20 protein-coding genes are annotated in these 24,788 nt (G+C 57.3%); 9 read left to right on the plus strand and 11 right to left on the minus strand.

The window, feature by feature from the left end:
- Positions 1-16 precede the first annotated feature (16 nt).
- The 4 genes from tssM to A1830_RS06575 all read right to left on the minus strand — a co-directional run bounded on the left by tssM (position 17) and on the right by A1830_RS06575 (position 4,753).
- Positions 17-2,110 (minus strand): type VI secretion system membrane subunit TssM, encoded by a 2,094-nt coding sequence (gene tssM / locus A1830_RS06560; protein ID WP_067703435.1) that lies wholly within the window; start codon positions 2,108-2,110, stop codon positions 17-19.
- Positions 2,110-3,339, minus strand: coding sequence for a type IVB secretion system protein IcmH/DotU (icmH, locus tag A1830_RS06565; protein ID WP_067703438.1), 1,230 nt, complete (start codon positions 3,337-3,339; stop codon positions 2,110-2,112). The genes tssM and icmH overlap by 1 nt, the downstream gene beginning before the upstream one ends.
- 114 nt (positions 3,340-3,453) lie before the next feature.
- A complete protein-coding gene (locus A1830_RS06570; RefSeq protein WP_067703441.1) occupies positions 3,454-3,972 on the minus strand; it encodes an SH3 domain-containing protein in 519 nt (172 codons plus the stop codon).
- Between the two features lie 229 nt (positions 3,973-4,201).
- Entirely contained in the window at positions 4,202-4,753 is a 552-nt protein-coding gene (locus A1830_RS06575) for a YbhB/YbcL family Raf kinase inhibitor-like protein (RefSeq protein ID WP_067703443.1), read from the minus strand.
- Between the two features lie 228 nt (positions 4,754-4,981).
- On the opposite strand from A1830_RS06575, the gene A1830_RS06580 reads away from it, so the two are divergent.
- The 8 genes from A1830_RS06580 (at position 4,982) to spy (ending at position 15,162) form a co-directional block, all read left to right on the plus strand.
- Positions 4,982-6,427, plus strand: a complete 1,446-nt coding sequence (locus A1830_RS06580; RefSeq protein WP_082804105.1) for a YchO/YchP family invasin — start codon at positions 4,982-4,984, stop codon at positions 6,425-6,427.
- A 255-nt stretch (positions 6,428-6,682) separates the two neighbouring features.
- Entirely contained in the window at positions 6,683-7,588 is a 906-nt protein-coding gene (locus tag A1830_RS06585; RefSeq protein WP_067703446.1) for a bestrophin family protein, read from the plus strand.
- 655 nt (positions 7,589-8,243) lie between these two features.
- A complete protein-coding gene (locus A1830_RS06595) occupies positions 8,244-9,464 on the plus strand; it encodes a bifunctional succinylornithine transaminase/acetylornithine transaminase (RefSeq protein WP_067703452.1) in 1,221 nt (406 codons plus the stop codon).
- Positions 9,461-10,495 (plus strand): arginine N-succinyltransferase, encoded by a 1,035-nt coding sequence (gene astA / locus A1830_RS06600; protein ID WP_067703455.1) that lies wholly within the window; start codon positions 9,461-9,463, stop codon positions 10,493-10,495. Before A1830_RS06595 ends, astA begins: the two co-directional genes overlap by 4 nt.
- Positions 10,492-11,961, plus strand: a complete 1,470-nt coding sequence (gene astD / locus A1830_RS06605; protein ID WP_067703458.1) for a succinylglutamate-semialdehyde dehydrogenase — start codon at positions 10,492-10,494, stop codon at positions 11,959-11,961. The genes astA and astD overlap by 4 nt, the downstream gene beginning before the upstream one ends.
- On the plus strand, positions 11,958-13,286 hold the full coding sequence (gene astB / locus A1830_RS06610; protein ID WP_067703460.1) for an N-succinylarginine dihydrolase: 1,329 nt from the start codon (positions 11,958-11,960) through the stop codon (positions 13,284-13,286). Before astD ends, astB begins: the two co-directional genes overlap by 4 nt.
- Positions 13,287-13,370: 84 nt before the next feature.
- Positions 13,371-14,363 carry a succinylglutamate desuccinylase gene (gene astE / locus A1830_RS06615; RefSeq protein WP_067703464.1) on the plus strand — a complete coding sequence of 331 codons (993 nt, stop codon included), beginning with the start codon at positions 13,371-13,373 and terminating at the stop codon, positions 14,361-14,363.
- A gap of 310 nt (positions 14,364-14,673) precedes the next feature.
- Entirely contained in the window at positions 14,674-15,162 is a 489-nt protein-coding gene (spy, locus tag A1830_RS06620) for an ATP-independent periplasmic protein-refolding chaperone Spy (protein ID WP_067703466.1), read from the plus strand.
- A gap of 99 nt (positions 15,163-15,261) precedes the next feature.
- Here spy and cho read toward each other — a convergent pair whose 3' ends face one another.
- Both cho and nadE read right to left on the minus strand, forming a co-directional pair.
- Complete coding sequence (gene cho, locus A1830_RS06625) at positions 15,262-16,125, minus strand: excinuclease Cho (RefSeq protein ID WP_067703469.1); 864 nt, start codon at positions 16,123-16,125, stop codon at positions 15,262-15,264.
- Between the two features lie 194 nt (positions 16,126-16,319).
- Entirely contained in the window at positions 16,320-17,147 is an 828-nt protein-coding gene (gene nadE / locus A1830_RS06630; protein ID WP_067703473.1) for an ammonia-dependent NAD(+) synthetase, read from the minus strand.
- A 242-nt stretch (positions 17,148-17,389) separates the two neighbouring features.
- Here nadE and osmE point away from each other — a divergent pair, with 242 nt between their 5' ends.
- Positions 17,390-17,725, plus strand: coding sequence for an osmotically-inducible lipoprotein OsmE (gene osmE / locus A1830_RS06635; protein WP_067703476.1), 336 nt, complete (start codon positions 17,390-17,392; stop codon positions 17,723-17,725).
- 61 nt (positions 17,726-17,786) lie between these two features.
- Here osmE and A1830_RS06640 read toward each other — a convergent pair whose 3' ends face one another.
- The 5 genes from A1830_RS06640 to A1830_RS06660 all read right to left on the minus strand — a co-directional run bounded on the left by A1830_RS06640 (position 17,787) and on the right by A1830_RS06660 (position 24,743).
- Entirely contained in the window at positions 17,787-18,203 is a 417-nt protein-coding gene (locus A1830_RS06640) for a DUF6515 family protein (RefSeq protein WP_067703479.1), read from the minus strand.
- A gap of 129 nt (positions 18,204-18,332) precedes the next feature.
- Positions 18,333-19,664 carry an MFS transporter gene (locus tag A1830_RS06645; protein ID WP_067703482.1) on the minus strand — a complete coding sequence of 444 codons (1,332 nt, stop codon included), beginning with the start codon at positions 19,662-19,664 and terminating at the stop codon, positions 18,333-18,335.
- A 419-nt stretch (positions 19,665-20,083) separates the two neighbouring features.
- Complete coding sequence (gene katE, locus A1830_RS06650; RefSeq protein WP_067703485.1) at positions 20,084-22,348, minus strand: catalase HPII; 2,265 nt, start codon at positions 22,346-22,348, stop codon at positions 20,084-20,086.
- 242 nt (positions 22,349-22,590) lie between these two features.
- Positions 22,591-23,988: an L-cystine transporter gene (locus A1830_RS06655; RefSeq protein ID WP_067703488.1), complete on the minus strand. Its 1,398-nt coding sequence runs from the start codon at positions 23,986-23,988 to the stop codon at positions 22,591-22,593.
- Positions 23,989-24,152: 164 nt separating this feature from the next.
- On the minus strand, positions 24,153-24,743 hold the full coding sequence (locus tag A1830_RS06660) for a metal-dependent hydrolase (protein ID WP_067703490.1): 591 nt from the start codon (positions 24,741-24,743) through the stop codon (positions 24,153-24,155).
- Between the last annotated feature and the right edge of the window lie 45 nt (positions 24,744-24,788).

Raw genomic sequence — 24,788 nt, forward strand, 5'->3', positions numbered from 1 at the left:
ATTCATTAGCGATCAATTACTGCGAGCCCTGTTCGGCGGCGGGCGCAGCAGGCTGAGGATCGGTACCGTTCAGTTTTAGCGACAACCTTCCCATCATCAGAACATTGTCCCGCGCATACGGCGAAGTCAGAATCTGACGGTCAAGCAGCTGACTGAGGTGCCAGTCAAGCTGTTGCAGCTGGCGCGTGGTCACGTCGGCAGGCAGGCTACGCTGAAGATTTTGCATCACCCAGCCGCGCAGAAACTCGCCGTCATAGCTTCTGGGCTGATATAGCATCTGATAGGCGCGCAGCGCATTACGGCTGAACTCGCTATCCTGACCATTATCATTGCGCAGCGTGGCCGTTATCGTCTGTGCCACACGCGGCAGCAGCAGCGTTTTCAGCGCATTCTGATAAATGCCCCAGGCGGCGTCGCTCACCTGATTGCCCCGGTAAAGACCGGCACGCATGCTCAGAGGTGGCGCATCCAGGGAAAACTGGTTGCTTTGCGGCAGGGCGATAAGACCGTTTAAAAAGGGTAGCAGATCCAGGATATCGCCGCTGTTGCTGCTGACCAGCCCTTTTGCCTGCTGATTGATCGGTTTTAATCGCATATCAACCTGCTGCAAATATTGCTGATTTTTATAGTAGCTGGTGCCCCACAGCAGGGTGGCGATCACCAGCGCCAGCGCCATTGAGGCATATCCTGCCCAGTGCAGCAGGCGATTTCTGTGCTCCCATGAACGATCGCTTCCCGCCAGGGCGCTCTCCTGAAAAATAATCCCGCTCAATAGCTGGTGGATAAAGTAGCCCTGGCCCTTGTTGGCTGGAATGGGGGCACTGCGATTAACCTGGTCCCAGCTGGCGATGGAGTGGGAGCCGGGCTGCGGCAGCTGTAGCTTGCGGGTTAGCTGACCCATAATGCGGTCGAACGGCAGACCTTCCTGCGTTCCGCTGGTGAAAAACACCCCGCGTACCGGCCACGAGACGGGCTCGTTATCGGCAGAAAAGACGATATCAAGGTATTCCGCCAGCAGCGTACGCAGCGTGGCAAACTCCTGCGGGAACAGAAAACTCTCGGCGCGCAGGGCGAGATCCCTCTCTTCGGCCATAATCCCCGCAAGATTGTCTGTCAGACGGCTGGATAGCGCTCTGAACTGGCTGTCGAACAGGGTGTGAAGTGCGGCTTCGCTCTCTCTCTGCGCACTCCAGGGAAAGGTAAAGCCCCACACCTGTTCGCGCTGATCCTTATCCAGTCTGGAAAAGTAGCTCATAAAGCCCTTCAGCAAATCCGTCTTCGTCACCATGATGTAGACCGGAAAATGAATACCGGTTTGCTGGTGCAGCTCCGCCATGCGCTGACGCAGTGCGGTAGCCTGGGCAAAGCGTGCCTCAGCTGAATCACTCAGCAGGTCGGCCACGCTGATGGTCATAATCACGCCGTTAATCGGCTGGCGGGTACGGTAGCGTTTAAGCAGCGTGATAAAGGTCTGCCATTCACTGGCATCGCGCGCCCGCTGACTTTCCTGAAGCGTATAGCGGCCTGCGGTATCAAGCAGCACGGCTTCATCGGTAAACCACCAGTCGCAGTGGCGGGTGCCACCCACGCCGCGCAGCGCAGTTTTACCCAGGCTGTCGCTAAGAGGAAACTGTAAACCGGAATTAATCAGCGCGGTCGTTTTACCGGCTCCCGGCGCGCCTACGATCATGTACCAGGGCAGCTGATACAGATGCTGTGCGCTAACGCGCGACAGCCAGCCCTGCGATTTTTTCTGCTGGCGCGTCGGGAAATGGGCTTTTTTCAGCAGCGTGGCCGCTTCGTTAAAGCGGCTGCTTAACAGCTCTTCCGTGGCGGCCTGTTCAGCGTGATCGACGCTCTGCTTTTGCAAATTAGTCAGCAGTTTATTGTTGAACCAGGTCCGATAAAGCTGCGGGATAAGCTGAAACATGATCCACAGGAAATAGCACATCCCTATGACCACCTGGCGGTTCATGCTGCTTTCCAGCCAGTGCATACCGCTGAAGGAGAGCAGCGGACCCATGATCCAGATCAGCGCGGAGAGCGCGGTAATGCCGATGAAACTCCACAACAGTCGGCTTAAGAACAGGGTTGAGAGGGCGCCTGGCATCAGTATTTTCCCGTTTTGCTGGTGGTGCTGGCCTGTATCTGTGGTGCAGGAAGCAGAGTGATTTCCACCCGTCGGTTTAGCGTACGGTTCTCAATGCTGTCGTTAGGCAGAAGCGGACTGCTGTCGCCTCTCCCTTCACCCCGGATGGTGTGGCCGGGCTGCTTCATCTGCTGGTGCAGCCGGGCAGCAATCACCTGCGCCTGCGCCTGGGATGATTCATAGTTTGAGGAGTAATGGCTGTTGCGGGCAGGGCGGTCATCGGTGAAGACGCTGACCAGCACGCGGCCCTGGATGCTGTCCATCGCCGCCGCCACCCGGGAGATAATCGCCCGTCCCTGAGGCGTCAGGTCGCTGCCGTCACGGGAAAAGAGCGTATCCAGGGGAATAATCACCCTGCTGCCTTCCGTACCATCCGTTACGTCGAGCTGGCGGGCAGATATCAGGTCGCCCAGCCGATCGCGCAGGTCCAGCAGGGCCTGGCTTGACACACTCCGACGGCCAATTTCGCCTTTCGGCAGCGGCGTTTCCCAGATAGCGCGCAGCAGAGGTTCCGCCGCGTTACCCAGCCGCCAGTTCAGCCCGGTGTAGATCAGGCAGGCGATAAAGGCGGTCAGGGTGATACAGGCCCAGAGCGGCACGGGCGGCCGCCACAGGCTATGCTGCACGGTGGGAAGCAGGGGCTGCATGGCGGGTAGCGGAGGCTGGACGCCACGCGTATTAGCGATCAGTTGTCCCAGGCGGCTTCGCACCGCGTCACGCTGAGTGCGGCCCTGATCGATACTCCTGTAGCGGCCCTCATATCCCAGTAACAGAATGTAGTGGATAACCTCCAGCAGCCATAAATGCTGCGTCGGCGTTTGTGAAATCCGTGACAGGAGCTGAAAGACCTTCTCCCCGCCCCAGCTTTCATTATGAAAGGTGATCAGCAGGCCATTACCGGACCAGATGCCGCGCGTTCCCCACGGCGTCTGCGCGGCGGCTTCATCCAGAACGCTGCACAGGCAGTAGCGGGCGCCCATAATCATGTCGAAAGGCAGGCCAGCTCGCTTGCTGCGGGATTCAAACTGGCGGATCTCATCAATCAGCTGCTGGCGCAGACCGGCGGGGTCGTCATGCGTTGCCGACAGGCGGATTTGCACAATCGCATTCAGCAGCGGCGAGGCGGCGGCTAGCAGCGGATTATCCTGGCTGACAGAGGTTGGGAGGTCGGTCGTATTTTCCAGTGTCATCAGGATATCACTGTCTCAGCCAGGGGGCAGCTGCGGGGCAGCCACCCTGTGCTTATCATCGAATAGAGAATCATCGCCTGTCCTGACTCACATTGATCCGGGGTGAAACAACATCTATTCCAGAATCCACGTGGCCGTGCTGTTATTGCGACAGGCTTTACTCTGCCCACCGACATCCACACAGACTTTTTTCGCATTCGTATTTTTGCGCGGGCGCGGACGATCGCTGCGCACCGTTGCATCGTAGAGGTCCGCCTTTACGCCAGCCTTAAAAGGAACATAGCCAATGAGCTGCTGGCTGTCGTCGTCCGCAATCGCCAGCCAGTGATTTTCAACTTCACCGAGCACGGTAAAGGGCTTGCCGTTATCCAGATAGCGTACAATTTTCCCGCCAAACTCCGGGCGAGGCATTACCGAGGCAGCGTATAGCGCACGGTAAGTTTCATTCACTGGCGTAAAGGCGTGGGGGGCCTGAACGGCATAGCGATGCGTCAGCCTGACGCCGTCAACTTCACTGGTCACCAGGGTGTCATCCGTCACAGCGGGGGGAGGCGCTTTACATCCGCTCAGGGTCAGTGCTGCCAGCAGGGTTAACGCAATGCTTGTTTTCACAGTGCTCCTCGTGAGTCTCATCAGTGAGTCTGATAATCCAGCGGTTTAAAAATGATTTTTTTACCGGCAGGTGAAAAAACCGCACGCAGCCGCACAAAAAATCATTCACGTTTACAGAAAGATAAAACCGCAGTCAGTTTACCTGACACTTTTGGGATTGGGAACCATTGCGGCCCGCAAGATTACATGTTATTGCGGGCCTGAGAAGAGGGGGGCATTTTTGTTGCTGAAACCTGAAAAATCGCCAGGGCTACAGACCATTGCCAAAGCGGCCAATCAGCCCCGTCGCCCCCAGCACATGCCCTTTGAGCCTTGCCATCAGCGCGTCTCGCGTGAGCCCTTCGGGCAGCGCATCAGGCGCAAGATCGGTGGCGATAAGCGTGAAGTTATAGTGATGCGCGCCGCTGCCTGCGGGGGGGCAGGGTCCTGCGTAGCGTTGCGTCCCGATGCTATTTTTTCCGCCGGTGAAGCCCTTACCCTGGGCGAGCTCGCCCTGAGAGAATTGCGTCTGCTGGGGGGCTATGTTGTAAGCAACCAGATGATCGACGCCAAGGCCTTTGGCACCCACCGGATCGGTTATCGTCAGCGCAAAGCTTTTGGTCAGCGCGGGGGGAGAGGACCAGCCCAGCGCGGGTGAGATGCCTTCACCGGTGCAGCTGACGTTACCAGGCGTGTTACCAGCAAACTTTTTTGCCAGCAGCGCGTTATCGTTAAAGTCGGGCGAGACCAGGGTAAAAACCGGCGCGGCACTCAGGGCGCTGGCACAGAGCAGCAGTGAAGCAGAGAGCACTATTTTCTTCATCGGATAACTCCAGAACGGGTGGAAATAAAGCCTGGACGATAATCCCGTTATCCACCACCGCAACCGCGATCGTCTGACACGGGATAATATCCTGGCTAAACCACCGCCGCTTTCAGCGTGGCACTGCCCGCGCAGTCAGATAAATATGCTAAAGTAAACGTCGAATGATTTTGTGAGAAAGCCTGCATTTTTAATCAGAAAACTGTGCTAGCAGAAATTAGTGAGGTTATGAGCAGACTCAATGCCCTTTATCTTTTGAACCGCATACCGATGCTGGCGTTATTCTCCGCGGCCATCGTTTGTCCTGACGTTCGGGCGATGATGACGGAAACGCGGGTTGCCGACGCGCCCTTTGACGATCCTGCCAGGTTCAGCGACCTGAACGCTTCGCTGCCCGACCTTGGCAGCACGACGGCCGCAGACAGCGCCACCGAAAAGCGCATTGCGGAAGCGGTGAAGAGTATTGGCGAGGCCAGCATGGACAGCGACTCCGACAAATCGCTCGGTAATCAGGCGGGGCAGTGGGCGTTTAATCATTTTCGCGACGAAGCCGCCCAGCGGGCTGAGAATGGGGGAGAGCGACTACTCTCTCCTTATGGTCATGCCGATCTGTCGCTGAAAGTCGATCTGCATGGCAGCTTTGCGGGAACCTCGGCTCAGCTGGTTACCCCCTGGCAGGACAACTATGAGTATCTGACCTTCAGTCAGGTCGGTATTGAGCAGACGGATTATGGCGTAGTGGGCAATGCTGGCGTGGGCCAGCGCTGGCTGGCGGGCAACTGGCGGCTGGGATATAACGGTTTTATTGACCAGATGTTTGAATCCCATCAGCAGCGAGGATCGCTGGGCGCGGAGGCCTGGGGCGACTTCCTGCGTTTTTCCGCCAACTATTATCAGCCGCTTTCCGGCTGGCGGGATCGCAGTGAATATGGGCAAATGCGGCTGGCGCGCGGCTACGACATCACCAGCAAGGGCTATCTGCCATTCTATCGCCAGCTGGGCGTTTCGCTAAGCTACGAGCAGTATCTGGGTAACAACATTGACCTGTTTAACAGCGGCACGCAGGGTAATAACCCGTCGGCTATCGAGCTTGGCGTAAGCTACACGCCGGTGCCGCTCTTTACCTTTACCGCCACCCATAAAACCGCCGATACCGGTGAAACTCAGGATCAGTTTGGTTTAAAAATGAACTACCAGATTGGCGTCGCGCTGAGCAAGCAGCTTTCGGCCGAAAATGTCGCGGCGGCGCGCTCGCTGAGCGGCAGCCGTTACGATGAGGTTAACCGCAATGACACGCCGGTAATGGCCTTTCGTCAGCGCAAAACGCTGTCGGTATTCCTGGCCACGCCGCCCTGGCAGGTCCAGCCGGGCGAAACGCTGCCGCTGCGGCTGCAAATCCGCAACGCTAACCCGCTTCAGGCCGTTAACTGGCAGGGCGACACGCAGGCGCTAAGCCTGACGCCGCCGGGGAACAATCTTGATCCGCAAGGATGGAGCATTATTATTCCGGCCTGGGACAGCTCCCCGGATGCCACAAATACTTATCACCTCTCCGTCACCCTGGAGGACAGCAGGCAGCAGCGTGTGACCTCGAACTGGATAACGCTTAAGCTGGTGCCGCCGGTGACGCTGCAGGACGATAGGCCGCCGACTTTCGATCTTATGGCACCCTAGGTGATGCTCATCCTGCCGCTGTGATGATTGTCCGGCCATAGCTGTGATTGTCCGGCCATAAAGGATGCTCAGCCTTTCGATATGAGGGGGCCAGGAGTTAATACGCAGCCTGGTGGTCTGGCGCGGGAGAAGCCTGGCTGAGACAGGCTGTCAAGATCGCCCAGGCTAAAAAATGTGAGTAAAATCACAAAAAACAGCTGTGAATAGTCAGGGTAATTTGCCAGAATTTCAAAAAACACCACGCAGCCGATTACTATGATCCTTCGTCCATCGCGTCACTGGTTTGTCCGTCTGTTCTCCTGGCACGGCTCCGTGCTGCCCGGCATCCTGTTCCGACTTGCCCTTAATCTACTGATGTCGATTGTGGCGATCTTTTGCCTCGACTGGTACGAAACGCTGGGGGTTAAGCTGACCCTGGCGCCGTTCAGCCTGCTGGGGGTCTCCATCGCCATCTTCCTCGGGTTTCGCAACAGCGTCTGCTATGCGCGTCTGACCGAAGCCCGTCAGCTCTGGGGCGGCCTGTTGATTGCCAGCAGAACCCTGCTGCGTCAGGTGCATGCGATTTCACCGGCGGATGCCACGCGGGTCACCGCGCTGCTGATGGCATTTTGCTACAGCCTCAAGCACCAGCTGCGACGGACCGATCCACGGGAGGATTTGCAGCGCTATCTCGGGGATGAGGCCGAAGACGTCCTGCGCCGCCGTGCGCCGACTAATGCTATCGAAATGAAAATTTCCCAGTGGCTGGGCGATCTGCGCCGCAGCGGTGCGGTATCCGATATTGTCTTTGCCCAGCTGGATAACAGCATCCACCAGCTTTCTCAGGTACTGGGTGGCTGCGAGCGGCTGGCCAGCATGCCGCTGCCGTTTGCCTACGGTCTGCTGCTGCATCGCACGGTCTACCTTTTCTGTACGCTGCTGCCGTTTGCACTGGTGCCAGATCTGCACTACATGACGCCGCTGGTGTCGGTGTTTATCGCCTACAGCTTTCTCTCGCTGGATACGCTGGCCGAAGAGCTGGAGATGCCCTTTGGCTACGCCAATAATCACCTGCCGATGGACGCCTTGTGCACCAATATCGAAATCAACCTGCTGGAGATGAATAACCAGCGCGACCTGCCGGCTACGCCCGTCCCCGACGCGCACTATCGTCTGACCTGAGCCTGAACCTGAACCTGAGCCTTAGCCAAAGCCAAAGCCAGGACCAGGACCAAAGCCAGGACCAAAGCCAGGACCAGGACCAGGGCTGACTAGCGCCAATGTTTAAAGCCCTGGCCTGATGCGCACTATTGCTGATCTCAGGCCGGAGTAGACCCTTTTCACGCCCCTAATCATTCTCGCGGCTGCAATCATTTTCACAGCCCCGACCCCTCTCACGCCTGCGATCCACCTCATGCCTGAGACCATGCTCATGCATGAAACCATGCACGCGCCTGAGACCATGCTCATGCCTGCGACCCGCTCGTGCCTCCAAACAGTGCAGTACGCGTCAAAGAGGTGCATAACTCCCTGATTGGAAGGCGCCAATCTCCGCTCCGATCACAAAAGCGATATTTTATTTTCTGAATGCATAAATCCTCTGTTTTTTATTCGGCAAACCTGCGCCTGCCGTAGTTTTATTCACTTTTTATGCATTATTAGTGAATAATGATGGCCGGTAACTTATTGATATTGTGTCAGGTAAGGTGATTTATGCAATTTATTCGCTGGCTGGCATGAACTGTGCAAATTACAGTGAAGCTGTGATGAATCATTTTATTAACATAAATTAAACCTTTAGTTCACCTTTCGGTGGGCGCTGAAAACAGAGGCCGTCATGCAATCAGAAGTTACCCGCGCAAACTTTGACCAATGGATTGTTCCTACCTATGCCCCTGCCGGCTTTATTCCCGTACGTGCATCGGGCTCAACGCTGTGGGACCAGCAGGGAAAGTCGTATATTGATTTTGCGGGCGGCATTGCCGTTAATGCGCTCGGGCATGCTCATCCGGAACTCCAGCAGGCGCTGGTGCAGCAGGCGGCGCTGCTGTGGCATACCGGTAACGGCTACACCAATGAACCGGTGCTGAAGCTGGCGAAACGGTTAATTGACGCCACTTTTGCCGAACGCGTGTTCTTCTGTAATTCCGGGGCAGAGGCTAATGAGGCGGCGCTTAAGCTGGCCCGTAAGGTGGCTCATGATGCTGTGGGCGAAGAGAAGAGTGGCATCGTTGCCTTCAGTAATGCTTTTCACGGTCGCACGCTGTTTACCGTCACCGCCGGGGGCCAGCCGGCTTATTCAAAAGACTTTGCCCCGCTGCCCGGCGGCATCCGCCACGCGGTCTTTAATGACCTGGCCTCTGCGGCAGCGATGATCGACGATGCAACCTGCGCGGTCATCGTTGAACCCATCCAGGGTGAAGGCGGCGTGGTGCCTGCCGAACCGGCTTTTCTGCAGGGGCTGCGTGAGCTGTGTGATAAGCATCAGGCCCTGTTGATTTTCGATGAAGTCCAGAGCGGCGTTGGCCGTACCGGTTCGCTTTATGCCTATATGCACTACGGCGTGACGCCAGATGTGCTGACCACCGCGAAGGCGCTGGGTGGCGGCTTTCCCATTGGCGCGATGCTCACCACTGAAAAGTATGCCCGCGTACTGGGCGTCGGTACCCACGGTACCACCTATGGCGGTAACCCGCTGGCCGGGGCCGTGGGGGGGAAAGTGATGGAGCTGATTAACCGCCCTGAGGTGATGGCGGGCGTTGCCGAGCGTCACCGCTGGTTTGCTGAAGGGCTGAATGAGATCAATCAGCGGCTACACCTGTTCAGCGAGATCCGCGGCCTCGGACTGCTTCTCGGCTGCGTGCTGAATCAGGACTACAGCGGTCAGGCAAAATTGTTCAACCAGGCCGCCGCACGCGAAGGGCTAATGGTATTGATTGCCGGTGCCAGCGTCATCCGCTTTGCGCCGTCGCTGATTATTAGCGAAGCCGAAGTAAAAGAGGGGCTGGCCCGCTTTGAAAAAGCCTGTCGCGCGGTGATCGACGGAGCGCAATCATGATGCTTATTCGCCCGGTTGAGCGTGACGATCTCGCGCAACTGTTGCTGCTGGCGGGCAAAACGGGCGGCGGGCTGACGTCACTGCCTGCCGACAGCGCCACCCTGGCGGCACGTATCGATCGCTCGCTGCTTACCTGGCAGGGCGAGCTGCCGCGCGCCGAACAGGGGTATGTCTTTGTGCTGGAGGAGAGTGAAAGCGGCAGGGCCGTGGGTATTTGTGCGATTGAAGTGGCCGTCGGGTTGCAGGATCCCTGGTATAACTTTCGCGTGGGTACGCAGGTGCATGCCTCCCGCGAGTTAAATGTTTATAACTCGCTGCCGACGCTGTCGCTCAGCAACGACCACACCGGCAGCAGCGAGCTCTGCACCCTGTTCCTCGATCCCGATCACCGTAATGGCAAAAACGGCTATCTGCTGTCGAAATCGCGCTTTCTGTTTATGGCCGCCTTTCGCGATCGCTTTATGCAAAAGGTGGTGGCCGAAATGCGCGGCGTGATTGATGAACACGGGCACTCGCCGTTCTGGGAGAGCGTTGGCAGCCGCTTTTTCTCCATGTCCTTCAGCGAAGCGGATTATCTGTGCGGCACCGGGCAGAAGGCGTTTATCGCCGAGCTGATGCCGAAGCACCCGCTCTATCTGGATTATCTGTCGGCAGAGGCGCAAAGCGTGATTGGCCAGACTCACCCGCAAACCGCGCCCGCCCGTGCCGTGCTGGAATCAGAGGGCTTTCGCTATAACGACTACGTTGACATTTTTGACGGAGGCCCGACGCTGGAGTGCGACATTGACCGCGTCCGGGCTATCCGTAAAAGCCATCGGCAGACGGTGGAAGTCGGGGAGGAGGGCAGTGAATCTCTGCCCCTGTGCCTGGTCGGTAACGATCGCTATCAGGATTTCCGGGCGATCCTGGTGAACGCCGACCCGCGCCTGGAAAGCATCACTCTCAGCCCCGAGCAGGCAGAAGCCCTGCAATGCCAGCCGGGCGACAGCCTGCGCGTAGTTACCCTAAGCCCTGAGGAGAAAAAAGCATGACCCACTGCATTAATGGACAATGGCTTACCGGGGCCGCAGAGAAATTCACCAAAACCGACCCGGTCGGCGGTGAGACGCTGTGGCAGGGCCAGGCCGCCAGCAAAGGGCAGGTTTCTTCAGCCTGCGAGGCAGCGCGCGCGGCTTTTGTGGGCTGGGCACGGCGGCCCTTTACCGAGCGCCAGGCCATTGCGGAGAAGTTTGCTGCGCTACTGGAAAAGAACAGCGAGGATCTGGCCACAGCGATTGCGCAGGAAACCGGGAAACCCCGCTGGGAAGCCCGTACCGAAGTACAGGCAATGATCAATAAGGTGGCAATATCCGTTAAGGCCTGGCACGCACGCACCGGGGAAACCCTCTCCGGCGAAAGCGCGTTGCGCCACCGCCCCCACGGCGTAATGGCGGTGTTTGGGCCCTACAATTTCCCGGGGCATCTGCCAAACGGCCATATTGTGCCCGCCCTGCTGGCCGGGAATACGGTGGTCTTCAAGCCGAGTGAGCTGACGCCCGTCACCGCTGAAAAAACCGTCCGCCTGTGGATGAGCGCCGGACTGCCTGACGGCGTGCTAAATATGGTGCAGGGCGGCCGGGACATCGGACAGGCGCTGGCGCAGGATGCGCATATAGACGGCCTGCTGTTTACCGGCAGCGCCGCGACCGGTTTCCAGCTGCACCGCCAGTTTGCCGGTCAGCCTGATAAAATGCTGGCGCTGGAAATGGGGGGGAATAATGCCCTTATCGTCGAGGACCCGGAGGATATTGATGCCGCCGTGCATATTGCTATCCAGTCGGCCTTTATTACTGCCGGACAGCGCTGCACCTGTGCCCGACGTATGCTGGTTAAGCGCGGTGCGCAGGGTGACGCTTTTCTGGCGCGATTGGTTGAGGTTGCCGGGCGTATCCAGACTGGCCGTTGGGATGATGAACCCCAGCCCTTTATGGGCAGCGTGATTTCACGCCAGGCAGCAGAGCATATTTACAGTGAATGGCAAACGCGAATTGATGCAGGGGGTAAGGTCCTGCTGCCGATGCGCTGGCCCGATCGCAGCAGCGCGATCCTGACGCCGGGCATCATGGATATCACCTCGCTAAAAAACGTCCCGGACGAAGAGGTTTTTGGCCCGCTGCTGTCGGTGGTGCGCTATGACGATTTCGACCAGGCGATCCGCCTGGCCAATAACACCCGCTATGGCCTCTCATGCGGCCTGATCTCCCCGCAGCGTGATCTGTTTGACCGTCTGCTGATTGAAGCCCGCGCGGGGATTGTTAACTGGAATAAACCGCTGACCGGCGCAGCCAGCAGCGCGCCCTTTGGCGGCGTTGGCGCGTCCGGTAACCACCGCGCCAGCGCATTCTACGCCGCCGACTACTGTGCCTGGCCGATGGCCTCGCTGGAGTCTGACAGCCTGACGCTTCCGGGTCAGCTGTCGCCTGGCCTGGATTTTAGCGTTGGGGAGGAGCCGCAATGAGCGCGCGCGAGGTTAACTTTGACGGGCTGCCGGGGCTGACGCACCACTACGCCGGGCTGTCGTTTGGCAATGAAGCCTCCACCCGGCATCAACACCAGATGTCAAATCCGCGGCTGGCAGCCCAGCAGGGGCTACTGAAAATGAAGGCGCTGGCGGACAGGGGCTTTGCGCAGGGGGTGATCCCGCCCCACGAGCGACCTAACGTCGGCGCACTGCGCCAGATTGGCTTTACCGGCAGCGATGCGCAGGTCATCGCGAAGGCGGCATCGCAGGCACCGGCGCTGCTCTCGGCAGCGAGCTCGGCTTCGGCAATGTGGGTCGCCAATGCGGCGACCGTCTCCCCCTCGGCGGACAGCGCCGACGGGCGCGTCCATCTGACGGTAGCCAACCTTAACAACAAGTTTCATCGGGCGATGGAAGCACCCACCACGGCGGCGCTGCTGCGGGCTATATTCCGTGACGGCGCGCACTTTACCGTTCATGATGCGCTCCCGCAGGTGGGGATGTTTGGTGATGAAGGCGCTGCTAACCACAACCGCTTTAGCGCCGGATATGGCGAACCTGGCGTTCAGCTCTTTGTCTACGGCCGCGCGGAGGGGGCGGGGGGCCTGGCACCGACACGCTATCCCGCTCGTCAAACGCGTGAGGCCAGCGAGGCCGTGGCCAGGCTCCACCAGCTCGATGCCAAACGGACTTTTTTTGCACAGCAGGATCCTGACGTCATTGATAAAGGCGTATTTCATAACGATGTTATCGCCGTGAGTAACCAGCAGGTTCTTTTTTGCCATCAGCGGGCTTTTCTGAACCAGCCCCGGCTGCTGGACGAACTGAAAGAAAATGTGCCGGGCTTTACCCCGCTGGTCGTGCCGGATAACGAGGTGAGCGTGGGCGATGCCGTCTCCACCTATCTGTTTAACAGCCAGCTGCTGAGCAAGGCTGACGGTAAAATGCTGCTGGTGCTGCCGGAAGAGGCCCGACAGCATGCGGGCGTCTGGCGCTATCTGAGCGGGCTGGTGGAGAGTGGGGGCCCGGTGGACGAGCTGAAGGTATTTGACCTGCGCGAAAGTATGTTTAACGGCGGTGGGCCCGCCTGCCTGCGCCTGCGCGTGGTGCTAAACGCGGCAGAGTACGCGGCGGTTAATCCAGCCGTGATGATGAATGACAGGCTGTTTACCACGCTTAACGACTGGGTGGCCCGTCACTACCGCGATCGCCTTTCACCGGCTGACCTGGCCGATCCGCAGCTGCTAACTGAGGGACGTCAGGCGCTCGATGAGCTCACAAAAGTGCTAAACTTAGGGAATGTCTATAATTTTCAGCAGTAATCACGGATGAAGTGACGCGCGTCTCCTGAAGAGCCGCGCGTCTGAGCCCGACAAAGGAGCACAAATTCATAACAAGGAGAATGCATGCTGGACTTGCTTACATTAACGCTTAGCGGTGAACGTCCATCCCCCCGCGCGGGTCGCAATGCATTTATGCAGTGGCAGTGGCTCGACGACGGCATCCTCGAAATCACGCCGCTGGAGGCGACTACCCAGGCGGTAGTTATCTCGGCGGGCATTCACGGCAATGAAACGGCCCCGGTCGAGATCCTTAATGCGCTGGTCAGCGAGCTGCTGGCGGGCGATTTGCCGCTGCTTCCGCGCCTGCTGGTGGTCTATGGTAATCCCACTGCGCTGCGGGCAGATAAACGCTATCTTCGCTGCGACCTGAACCGGCTGTTCGGCGGGCGCTGGCAGCAGTATGAAGACTGCATGGAGGCGCGACGCGCATGGCGCCTTGAGCAGGCTATGGAGACCTTCTGGCAGGCGGGCAACAGCGACGAGATCCGCTGGCATCTTGACCTGCATACGGCAATCCGTGGATCCTGGCATACCCGCTTTGGCGTTATGCCGATGCGCGAAACGCCATGGCCGGACGATTTTCTGCACTGGCTGGCCGCCGCCGGGCTGGAGGCGCTGGTATTTCATCGTGCACCGGGTGGTACCTTCACCCACTACAGCTCCCGCCACTTTGGCGCAGCAAGCTGTACGCTCGAACTGGGTAAGGCGCTCCCTTTCGGCAGTAACGATCTCAGCCAGTTCGCCGCGACGCATCAGGCGCTAAGGGCCATACTGACCGGTGGCAGCCTGCCCGAGGTGGGGGAACCGCCGCTCCGCTATCGGGTATCCCAGCAGCTGACCCGCCAGACGGATGATTTCAGGCTACATATGAGCCGTGAAACTCTGAACTTTACCGTCTTCCCTCAGGGGACGCTGCTGGCAGAAGATGGTGAAAAGCGCTACTACGTGCAGCAGGCGCGGGAATATGTGATGTTCCCTAATCCTGACGTTGCGCTGGGGCAGCGGGCGGGCCTGATGCTGGTTGAGGACAATGCCCATAATCAGGCGCTACGCTAAATATCAGCGCGCAATGGCGCTCCACTCAGTTGCGTACTCCAGGGGGCTAACGCCCCTTACTTTTTCCTTTCCAGCTATTTGCGGTTGTATTACACTTCTCCACTCTTTCTGCATTAATCCCTTTAAATTCATACTTCTTAGCAATTCCTCACGGTAATCTTCGCATTCTCTTCATGATTGGCGCTAATTTGTCTTTTATGCTTTCAGGGCTTTACTCACGCTCAGCGTACTTGACGTTCAGCGCACTAAACTGAGTTCCGACATCGCGACAAAGCTGTCGCCTCAGAACCGAAAAGTAAGGATAAAAATGATGCGTAAATTAACTTCTACCGTAATCGCCATGACTCTGGCCCTGGGCGCCGCTAATATCGTTCACGCTGCGGCTGATACGCTGACCCCGCCACCGGCCGGTGCCGACAAGCCGATGATGCACCAGCCGCCGCGTCATGGTGGTATGCATGAAATGTTTAAAGGGCTGAATCTGACCGATGCACAGAAGCAGCAGATGCGTACCATCATGGATAGCGCACACAAAGACATGAAGCGTCCATCGCTGGAAGAGCGCCGCGCGATGCATGACATTATCGCCTCTGACAGCTTCGACCAGGCTAAAGCCGAAGCTCAGGCCACCCAGATGGCGGCAGACGGCAAAGGCCGTGCGCTGAAAATGATGGAAACGCAAAATAAACTGTACAACGTGCTGACGCCTGAGCAGAAAAAACAGTTCAACCAGAACTTCGAAAAGCGTCTGGCTGAAAAACCGCACCACGAAGGCAAAATGCCTCCTGCTGACGATTAAGTCTTAGCGACGTAATCAACGCTTAGCGGTCGCAAACAGAAACCGCCGGCGTTGCCCACTCCCTGCCAATGGGATGTGGGCAGCGTCGGCGGTTTTTTGTTAATACAAAGGTACTATCGGGTACTTTCCGCTAATGACCGGCTTGCAGAGGATTTTATAGCCGTCGCTGTCGAAGCCTTTGGGCGTCGAGGTTAGCGCCTTTGCCATCGCCAAATCCTCAACCGATCCCAGATAAAACCAGTTATTGATGATGTGGATCTGCGTCTGGTTTACGCCTTCCTCAACCACGCCGACGGCACCCTCCCAGGGCCAGCACTGTACGCGTACGCGTTCCAGCGCGGCAAGCAGGCGCTGATGATGCGCCTCGGGGGACTCTTTACCGCAGCAGGCACCGGCACAACGTCCCAGGCTGGCGCGGAAGCAGGCGCGGTTGCGGCTCAGATTCTCCAGCCCCAGCAGTGCGAGACAGAGCTGCTGCTCATCGGCGATTTTTTGCAGCGTCTCCAGCGCCGACCGGCGGCTGGAATAGAGTCCGAACAGGTCCGGCGTGTGCGAAAAGTCCAGCTCTTTGGCAAAGACCACGGTTGGTTTGTTCTGGCTGATATGCAGCGAACAGAGTTGACGATTCTTGCGCAGCCGCTTATTAAACAGCGGCTGCTGCACCTTGATCATCTGCGCCTCAAGCAGCAGCGCGCCCAGCTCACCCGCAGTTTGAATAAAGCTGATGTGGCGGGTCTGACGCAGCATTTTGGCTTCATCCGCCGTGCGAAAATGGGACATGACCCGGCTGCGGATATTGATGCTTTTACCGATATACAGCGGCATCGTTTCACTGTCGCCGTGAAAGGTGTAGACCCCAGGGAGTGAAGGTAGCCCTGTAAGTGAGGGGCGAAGATGTTCGGGATACTGATAGATAGCCGCTGGTTCAAATTCCAGGCGTTGAGCTGCTGCACGTCTGACCACATTGCACTCCGGTTACTGGTTACTTGTACAGTGTAACAGGGGCGGGGAGGATAAAAAAGCGTCTCCTGGCGCATTGTGCGCCAGAAATATGTTCGAACGGCCGTGGCTATGCTCAGGATTATGCTGATATAACGCCTGAAGCCGGGGCGATGACCTGCTCCCCTGGCTTCAGTTTGTCACTCACTGGTGCGAGATTATTTCTTCCAGAAGTCGTCAAAGATGGTGATGGGCGGGCGGCGTTTATGCTCCGTCTTCAGATACCAGCCTTCGATAGTTTTTGCCGCATCGGCAGCAATGGTTTTGCCTTCAAGGTAGTGGTCGATCTGCTCATAGGTGACGCCCAGCGCCACTTCATCCTGCAGGCCGGGCCGGTCATCTTCCAGGTCCGCCGTCGGGTGTTTCAGATACAGATGCGCCGGGCAGCCCAACGCTTTCAGCAGCTGTTTACCCTGACCTTTATTCAGCCGGAACAGCGGATTAATATCCGTGCCGCCATCGCCATACTTGGTGAAAAAACCGGTGACGGCTTCTGCGGCATGGTCGGTTCCCACCACCACGCCCGAGGTCACCCCGGCGATGCTGTACTGAGCCTTCATTCGCTCACGAGCCTTCTCATTGCCCCGAACAAAATCGGACAGCGTCACGCCCGCCTCGCGCAGGGCTTTCTCACTGGCCAGCACCGCCTCTTTGATGTTTACCGTTAATACGCGGTCAGGTTTGATGAAATCAATCGCGTCCTGGCAATCCTGTTCGTCTGCCTGAATGCCGTAGGGCAGGCGGACGGCGATAAACTGATAGTCGGCGCTTCCTGTCTCCTGACGGAGTTCTGAAATAGCGGTCTGACTCAGTTTACCGGCCAGGGTAGAGTCCTGGCCCCCACTGAGCCCCAGCACCAGCGTTTTAATAAAGGGATAGGTTCTGAGATAGGACTTAAGAAACTCAACGCTGTTGCGGATCTCCTGCTGAACATCAATGACAGGTTTGACCCCCAGTGCTTCGATTATTTCCTGTTGCAAAGTCATTTGTATCTCCTGAGATTCATTGCCTTAAGCAGGCAGCCGTGTTTTCAATGGTTGCGTTAAAGCTAACGCGGCCGGCGTAAAACAACAAGATTGAATTCTGATGTTTCCTTTATCTGTCATTCGCATGGCTTGCATGACAATAAAGAGAGGAAAAAGTGCGATTTTTTTTGCCATAAAGTTGATAAATCAGCATTTCTGTTCCAGGCTTAAGCTTACATGGAAAATAAAAGAGGAATAAAAACATGAAGAAGTTTGCAGGAGCTATTGGTGCTGCCGTGGTTTTAGCCGTTTTATCGGGCTGTTCGGCGTACGATCGCGCGGAAAGTTACGTTACCAAGCCAGTGGTACAGGACGTTAAAAAGGGTATGACGCGCCAGCAGGTTCGTGATATCGCAGGCCCGGCGTCAACTGAAATTACCATGGTACACGCTCGCGGTACCTGCCAGACCTATGTTCTGGGTGAGCGTAACGGTAAATTACAGACCTACTTCGTTAGCTATAGCGATACCGGTCGCGTAATGAACTACGGCTTCCAGAGCTGTAAGGAATATGACACCGATCCGCAGGTTTCGCAGTAAATTCCTGTTGAGATAACATGAAAAACGGTCACCTCGGTGACCGTTTTTTTTTGCCTGTCTTTTACAGACCGGGCGGGCGGGAAACTTCCAGATAGCGGCCGTCAATATCGCGACGGTAATAGTGGCCATCCTGGACGTAGAAGCGGTCGCCGTTGTAGTCGAGCGTACGCATGCTGCCGCTATAGCGCTGCTCCGGAGGCTGCACCATCACATAGGTATTATCGTTGGCGCGCTGATAGTAACTGCCGTTCAGGGCATAGTAAGTCAGGCCACCAATCAGTACGCCCACGGCGGCATCGGGCAGAAAGTTTAATCTGCCTGGCCCACCGCCCCAGCCACGGTGTCCGCCTGGCCCACCGCCCCAGCCGTGATGCCAGCCCGGTCCAGGGCCTGGTCCTGGACCCCAGCCGGGTTGCGCGAGGACCAGCGTTGGGGAAAGTAATGTTACAGCGAAAAGAGCGCTGAGCACCTTTTTCATAGGGTTTCTCCTGGTTCTGACTGAGATTAACATTACGCCCGGCCAGCGAAAACGCAAGCGCTGAATCGCCACGGTTGTCCGCTGCTTACAGCACTTAACGCATTCTTAACGCTCCCTCCACGATGCCTCTTATATTGCGCCCTCCTGGCGGGTTGCAAAGCGTACTTCCGGCTGAAGTTTCTTCTCCGGCTGTAGCATGGTCATGGCCAGCATGCTGATAAATGCCACGGCGGCAGTGGCGCTGAACATGGCGTTGTAACCATAGTGCTGCGCCAGCCACCCGCTCAGCAGCGGAGAGGTAATGGTGGCAAGATTGGCAATGGCCAGGGTGATGCCGCTGTAGGTGCCTACCGTGGATTTTGGCGTGACGTCGATTACCACCGACCAGTACACATTATTCACCAGCGCGTTCAGAGCATTGCCCAGCGTCATCATCAGAATAATGGTGGCAGGTGAGGGCATCCAGGGGATCGCCATAAAGCAGAGCGCAGTCATCAGCAGCGTGACGGCGGCAAAAACGTTCCTCGCCAGCCGCAGATTATTAAAGCGTTTCAGGAGCGCATCGGCGATCCTGCCTCCCAACAGCACGGTCACGCAGGCGCCGCTCCATGGGATCATCGCGACGTACCAGAGCGAGTGCAAATCGTAGTGAAAGCTGTCCTGCAAATATTTCGGTCCCCAGCTTACCAGGGTAAAGGTGATATAGAGGAAGGAGAAGTAGCCCAGCGCGTTACAGACCAGCGTACGATTGCTGAAGAAGCGCCACCAGGGCAGGCGCGGACCGCTGGCCTTCTCAGCCTGGCCGCGGCTGATGACCATCCGCTCCTGCGGGCTAACTTTGGGGTGCTGTTCGGGCGTATCGGTAAATACGCGGGCAAAAATCACCATGGCAATCAGCGAAAAGCACCCCAGCAGAATAAACATGCTTCGCCAGTCATCGGTGAGCAGCAGCAGGCCGACGGCAACCGGGGCGGTAAGCAGTGCGCCCACCTGGGTGCTGAGCAGACCAATTCCCAGCGCGGTTCCGCGCTCGTGGTCAGGCGACCAGTGCGCGATAGCCTTATTCATGAGGGCATAAGCCGGGCCTTCCGCCAGGCCAAAGAGTACGCGCATAACCGCAAACCCCATAATGGCCGAACCGCCAAACAGCGCCAACCCCACATCACCCGCCCAGGCCGTAGCGACCTCCAGCAGCGACCAGGCGACGCCCGCCATCAGCCACACTCTTCTGGTGCCGAGGCGATCGGCAAGAAAACCGCCGCACAGCGAACCCAGCAGATAGCCAAAACCGAAGTAGCTCAGCACTGCGCCGAGCTGCACCTTACTGAGGTGATATTCCGTTGAGATAGCATTGGCCGCAAATGAGAGCGCCCCCCGATCGATGTAATTGATCAGCGCGATGAAAAACAGCATGGCGAAAATACGGTAGCGATAGCGGCTAACGGTCAGGGTGGCATTCATGGTTTATCTCCAGCACAACGGGTGTGAAGGTAAATAAGCAACATCAATGCCAGGGTGATAGCGGATGGTCAGTGACCGACAATATCAGGGTAATAAACGGATGATAAGTGACCGACTTAATTAACGTTAAAGCCGGGAGGCACCCGATGGGCCTGACCATGATGTCTGACGCGGTGCTGGCTGCACCGTGGGAGAACGTTCCACATACACTACCTGCCTTACCATAAGGCATCCCGGCGCGGCGCTGCTTCGGATTAACGCAGGACCACTTAAGGGGGAGTTGAGCAGAAGGTATCGGGCGGGTTTAACGCTTTCCTGAACGAAAAATCGGGCGAAAACCTGTCGCCCGATTTAATGCTTAATCGACACTTAATCGGGCTGAAACGTTGCGCCCGATTAAGTGCCATATCACCATGCCGTCAGGCTGGCACGGTCAGTGCTTTCTGACTGCGCGACCAGATCCTGTGTGCACCCATCGCCAACAGGAACTCGCTCATCAGCACGCCTTCGGCCTTACTGTCTTCGATGATACCTTCTTCCTGTTCGCTGTCGCCAAGGCCAAACTGCGCCTTAAAGCGGCGGGCGTCACCGCTAAGCCCGATAACCTTCAGGTGCTTATAGGCTTCCAGCAGGAAGTAGCGGGCATCACCGCTCAGCAGCAGGGCATCAATGTTGCCATCCGGGACGATGACCGCATCAAAGGTCAGCGACGGCAGACCGCTGAAGGTGGCATCAACAGGCAGGTCTGAACCGTCGTCGGCGCGTACCTGACCCATATGCGGTGCCAGCAGCTTGCCGTGAACGCCCTGAGCTTTAAGCTCCTGGAGGATCGCCAGCACGTCAGCAGCACATACGCCATCGCTGAGCAGCAACGCGACCTGGCGGCCCTTGATGGTCCCGCTGGGTACCGCATAGAGGCTCAGGCTGGCATCCTTTTTCAGACCGTTAACGTCTTTAGGCGGCGCGGTATGCATTTTCTCGTCGGACAGGGCAATCCCCAGGTTTTTTGCCACGCCATTTGCCAGCGAGACGTCGATATGGACCAGGTGATCGACCACGCGTTCGCGGATATAAGGACGGGCCACCTTGCTGAGCTCAAAGGAGTAGGCATCAATAATATGCTGCTGCTCCACCGGCGTCTGGCTGTTCCAGAACAGGCGCGGCTGCGAGTAATACTCGCCAAAGGACGGGCTACGCTCGCGAACTTTATGGCCTTCGATGCGCTCCTGATAGCTTTCAAACCCGCCACGGTGCGGGGCCGGAGGCGTCTCACGCGGCCAGTTATCGTTGATCGAGTTTGGCTCATAGTTTGCCGGATTGGTGTCGATATCCATCCGGTGCATGCCCTGACGCTGGAAGTTGTGATACGGACAGGTCGGGCGGTTGATCGGGATCTCGTGGAAGTTAGGTCCACCCAGGCGGCTGATCTGAGTATCCGTATAGGAGAACAGGCGACCCTGCAATAGCGGATCGTTGGAGAAATCCATCCCCGGGACGATGTGCCCTGGATGGAAAGCAACCTGCTCGGTTTCGGCAAAAAAGTTATCCGGGTTACGGTTGAGAACCATCTTACCGATGAGTTCAACCGGCACCAGCTCTTCGGGAATAAGCTTGGTCGCATCCAGCAGGTCAAAGTCAAATTTGAACTCATCCTCCTCGGCAATCAGCTGTACGCCCAGCTCATACTCAGGATAGTCGCCAGCCTCAATGGCTTCCCACAGATCGCGACGGTGGAAGTCGGGATCGCGCCCGGTGAGTTTTTGCGCTTCATCCCACAGTAAAGAGGCTTTACCGGCAACCGGCTTCCAGTGGAAGCGGACGAAGGTGGCTTTACCTTCGGCATTGATAAAGCGGAAAGTGTGAATACCGAAGCCTTCCATCGTGCGGTAGCTGCGTGGGATACCGCGGTCGGACATCGCCCAGAGGACATTGTGCAGCGTTTCCGGCTGGAGCGACACATAGTCCCAGAAGGTATCGTGCGCGCTCTGTCCCTGAGGGATTTCATTATGGGGTTCGGGTTTCACCGCGTGGACAAAATCGGGAAATTTGTGAGCATCCTGGATAAAGAATACCGGGGTGTTATTGCCCACCAGGTCAAACACGCCCTCGTCGGTATAAAACTTGGTCGACCAGCCGCGAATATCACGTACGGTATCCGCCGAGCCTGCACCGCCCTGAACGGTTGAAAAGCGCACGAATACCGGCGTCTGCTTACCGGGATCGCGCAGGAAGTCCGCTTTGGTGATATCGCTCATATCACGATACGGCTGGAAGTAGCCGTGTGCCGCAGAACCGCGGGCATGCACGATACGCTCAGGAATGCGTTCGTGGTCAAAGTGGGTGATTTTTTCGCGCAGGATAAAGTCTTCAAGCAGGGTGGGACCGCGAGTGCCCGCGCGCAGTGAATTCTGGTCGTCGGCAATACGCGTGCCCTGATTGGTCGTCAGCGGGAAATTTTCACCCCCTTTGCGGAAGGACTCCAGCGCATCAAGCTTGGCATTATGCGTATTCGGGGCTTTCAGGCTCCCGGGCGCCGTTGGCTCCTTCCCGGGTGGCGTAGGTTCCGCCGAAGGTTTATGCGACCCATCTGCGGGCGCCAGCGAATCCATGCCGGGTTTAGCTGAATCAGGCCCGGTAGACGGGGCGTTGTGGCTGAGTTCCTTATTATCTGTTTCTTTCGACATTCTCACTTACTCCTGTTGTTGTCATTTCAGACTCCAGTAACTATAGAACAGTGAGTGAGATACGCCTTAAAACAGCAGGGTTAAGTGTTTAAAATCGTGTTTAAAACATGATAAAGGATGATAAAACGCGCATAGCGCGGTAAAAATCGGCTGGGGAAGCGGGGCGGGGATAAAAAAAGGGCTGGCGGAGGCCAGCCCTGAGAGATTATTCGCGTTCTGTGGGCTCCCAACGGAGCAGGCTGTCAGCGTTCCGCCAGCTCGAAGTCACGCTCTGCATCGGCGTGAAGCAGTGCTTTATCGGTCTGCTTCAGCCACTGGCTGGTCAGCATGCCGGCCGTCATCGAGCCGTTCACATTCAGGGCGGTGCGGCCCATATCAATGAGCGGTTCAATAGAGATCAACAGCGCTACCAGCGTCACCGGCAGGCCCATCGTGGGCAGCACAATCAGCGCGGCGAAGGTCGCACCGCCGCCAACGCCTGCTACGCCCGCTGAACTGAGGGTTACGATGCCAACCAGGGTCGCAATCCACATCGGGTCGAATGGGTTGATGCCCACCGTCGGCGCAACCATCACCGCCAGCATGGTGGGATAAAGCCCCGCGCAGCCGTTCTGCCCTATGGTCGCACCAAATGAGGCGGAAAAGCTGGCGATAGACTCCGGAATACCCAGGCGACGCGTTTGGGCCTCAACGCTCAGCGGAATGGTTGCGGCGCTGGAACGGCTGGTAAAGGCGAAGGTGATGACCGGCCAGACTTTTTTAAAGAAACGCTTAGCATTAACGCCATTAACGGTGAGCAGCAGGGCATGGACGGCGAACATGATTGCGAGGCCCAGATAGGACGCCACGACAAAGCTGCCGAGCTTAACGATATCGCTCACGTTTGAGCTGGCCACCACCTTCGTCATCAGGGCCATTACGCCGAACGGCGTCAGCTTCATGATCAGGCGAGCCAGCTTCATGACCCAGGCTTGTAAAACATCAATGGCAGCCAGCACGCGTTCGCCTTTCGGCCGATCATCCCGCAGCAGATGCAGGGCTGCAACACCCAGGAAGGCGGCAAAAATCACCACGCTGATAATCGAGGTCGGGCTGGCCCCGGTCAGGTCGGCAAAGGGGTTTTTTGGCACAAACGAGAGCAGCAGCTGCGGCGTGGAGAGATCGGCAACTTTGCCAACGTAGTTACTTTTTAGCGCGGCAAGGCGAGCGGTTTCCTGCACGCCCTGGACCAGCCCGCTGGCATCCAGCTTGAACAGCCAGGTGACGAACACGCCGACCAGGGCAGAGATAGCGGTGGTAAACAGCAGTACGCCAATCGTTAATACGCTAATTTTCCCCAGCGAGGAGGCATTATGCAGCCGGGCCACGGCGCTGAGTATTGAGGCGAAGACCAGCGGCATAACAATCATCTGCAACAGCTGAACGTAGCCGTTACCGACGAGATTAAACCAGCTAATGGACTCTTTCAGCGTCGCGCTGTCGGCGCCATAAATAGTATGCAGGACCAGGCCGAACAGCACACCGGTCACCAGGCCCAGCAGGACCTTTTTTGACAGGCTCCAGCGGGTGCTACCACTTTTAGCCAGTATAACTAACAGGGCGACAAATGCCGCAAGGTTAGCGATTAATGGAAGGTTCATCCCCAGATCTCCAATGAAGCGGTGCGCTGTATCAGGCACCGCGCTATTACCGTTATTTTTTATTGCGCACGCAAATGCGCCCTGGAGTGCATGGTAGCAGCTGATCCGGGGTGTCTATATATCCAAATGGAATGGCTTATAACCAATCGTCGTTTTATGACGGGTTATTGCGCACCATGGCTATCAATTAGCCGATTAATGTTACTTTGTACCGTGCTGACCATCTGCGCTGGCCATCCGTCTGCACCAAAGGGGGGCATGCCGGGAGAGAACCACATGGCGATGCCGACCAGCGCCAGGCAGAAAATTCGCTCCATCTGGTTACCCTTCTGGCTGGCAAGCAGCGGCAGCCTGAAGCGCCAGCGACAGGGCCAGAGCAGCGGCACGCCAGCGGGCGTGAGCATATCGGCGACGATATGACTCAGGTAGCCCAGTACCAGGCCCTGAAAAGCATCGGCAGGCACCACCCAGTGCTGCGGAACTTTCAGGTTAAAGAGCGCAATACCTCCGATCACCGCCAGCAGGCTGTGGGTAAATCCACGATGACCGAAGGCGCGGGCAATAGGATGTGAAAGCCAGCGAAAACGACGGCCCAGCACGGATTGAGGGTGGTCGATATCCGGCAGCAGGCTGGTTAGCAGCGTTGCCGGAATAATATGCCACCAGTCACCGTTAGCCAGTACCGGCGTGAGTTCGGCGCGTTTGGAAAAAATAGCGCTGGCAAGCGCAAATATAAGATGGCCTTCGGCCGTCATGGAAAACACCTGGCTGGATAGCTGTCAATCCATCCAGTATAGGTG

The organism is Erwinia sp. ErVv1 (assembly GCF_900068895.1).
Taxonomy (GTDB): domain Bacteria; phylum Pseudomonadota; class Gammaproteobacteria; order Enterobacterales; family Enterobacteriaceae; genus Erwinia.

Bases quoted from the DNA above. Each gene is read 5' to 3' on its own strand.
- tssM (WP_067703435.1), bottom strand. From the start codon at position 2,110: ATGCCAGGCGCCCTCTCAACCCTGTTCTTAAGCCGACTGTTGTGGAGT.
- icmH (WP_067703438.1), bottom strand. From the start codon at position 3,339: ATGACACTGGAAAATACGACCGACCTCCCAACCTCTGTCAGCCAGGAT.
- A1830_RS06570 (WP_067703441.1), bottom strand. From the start codon at position 3,972: ATGAGACTCACGAGGAGCACTGTGAAAACAAGCATTGCGTTAACCCTG.
- A1830_RS06575 (WP_067703443.1), bottom strand. From the start codon at position 4,753: ATGAAGAAAATAGTGCTCTCTGCTTCACTGCTGCTCTGTGCCAGCGCC.
- A1830_RS06580 (WP_082804105.1), top strand. From the start codon at position 4,982: ATGAGCAGACTCAATGCCCTTTATCTTTTGAACCGCATACCGATGCTG.
- A1830_RS06585 (WP_067703446.1), top strand. From the start codon at position 6,683: ATGATCCTTCGTCCATCGCGTCACTGGTTTGTCCGTCTGTTCTCCTGG.
- A1830_RS06595 (WP_067703452.1), top strand. From the start codon at position 8,244: ATGCAATCAGAAGTTACCCGCGCAAACTTTGACCAATGGATTGTTCCT.
- astA (WP_067703455.1), top strand. From the start codon at position 9,461: ATGATGCTTATTCGCCCGGTTGAGCGTGACGATCTCGCGCAACTGTTG.
- astD (WP_067703458.1), top strand. From the start codon at position 10,492: ATGACCCACTGCATTAATGGACAATGGCTTACCGGGGCCGCAGAGAAA.
- astB (WP_067703460.1), top strand. From the start codon at position 11,958: ATGAGCGCGCGCGAGGTTAACTTTGACGGGCTGCCGGGGCTGACGCAC.
- astE (WP_067703464.1), top strand. From the start codon at position 13,371: ATGCTGGACTTGCTTACATTAACGCTTAGCGGTGAACGTCCATCCCCC.
- spy (WP_067703466.1), top strand. From the start codon at position 14,674: ATGCGTAAATTAACTTCTACCGTAATCGCCATGACTCTGGCCCTGGGC.
- nadE (WP_067703473.1), bottom strand. From the start codon at position 17,147: ATGACTTTGCAACAGGAAATAATCGAAGCACTGGGGGTCAAACCTGTC.
- osmE (WP_067703476.1), top strand. From the start codon at position 17,390: ATGAAGAAGTTTGCAGGAGCTATTGGTGCTGCCGTGGTTTTAGCCGTT.
- A1830_RS06640 (WP_067703479.1), bottom strand. From the start codon at position 18,203: ATGAAAAAGGTGCTCAGCGCTCTTTTCGCTGTAACATTACTTTCCCCA.
- A1830_RS06645 (WP_067703482.1), bottom strand. From the start codon at position 19,664: ATGAATGCCACCCTGACCGTTAGCCGCTATCGCTACCGTATTTTCGCC.
- katE (WP_067703485.1), bottom strand. From the start codon at position 22,348: ATGTCGAAAGAAACAGATAATAAGGAACTCAGCCACAACGCCCCGTCT.
- A1830_RS06655 (WP_067703488.1), bottom strand. From the start codon at position 23,988: ATGAACCTTCCATTAATCGCTAACCTTGCGGCATTTGTCGCCCTGTTA.
- A1830_RS06660 (WP_067703490.1), bottom strand. From the start codon at position 24,743: ATGACGGCCGAAGGCCATCTTATATTTGCGCTTGCCAGCGCTATTTTT.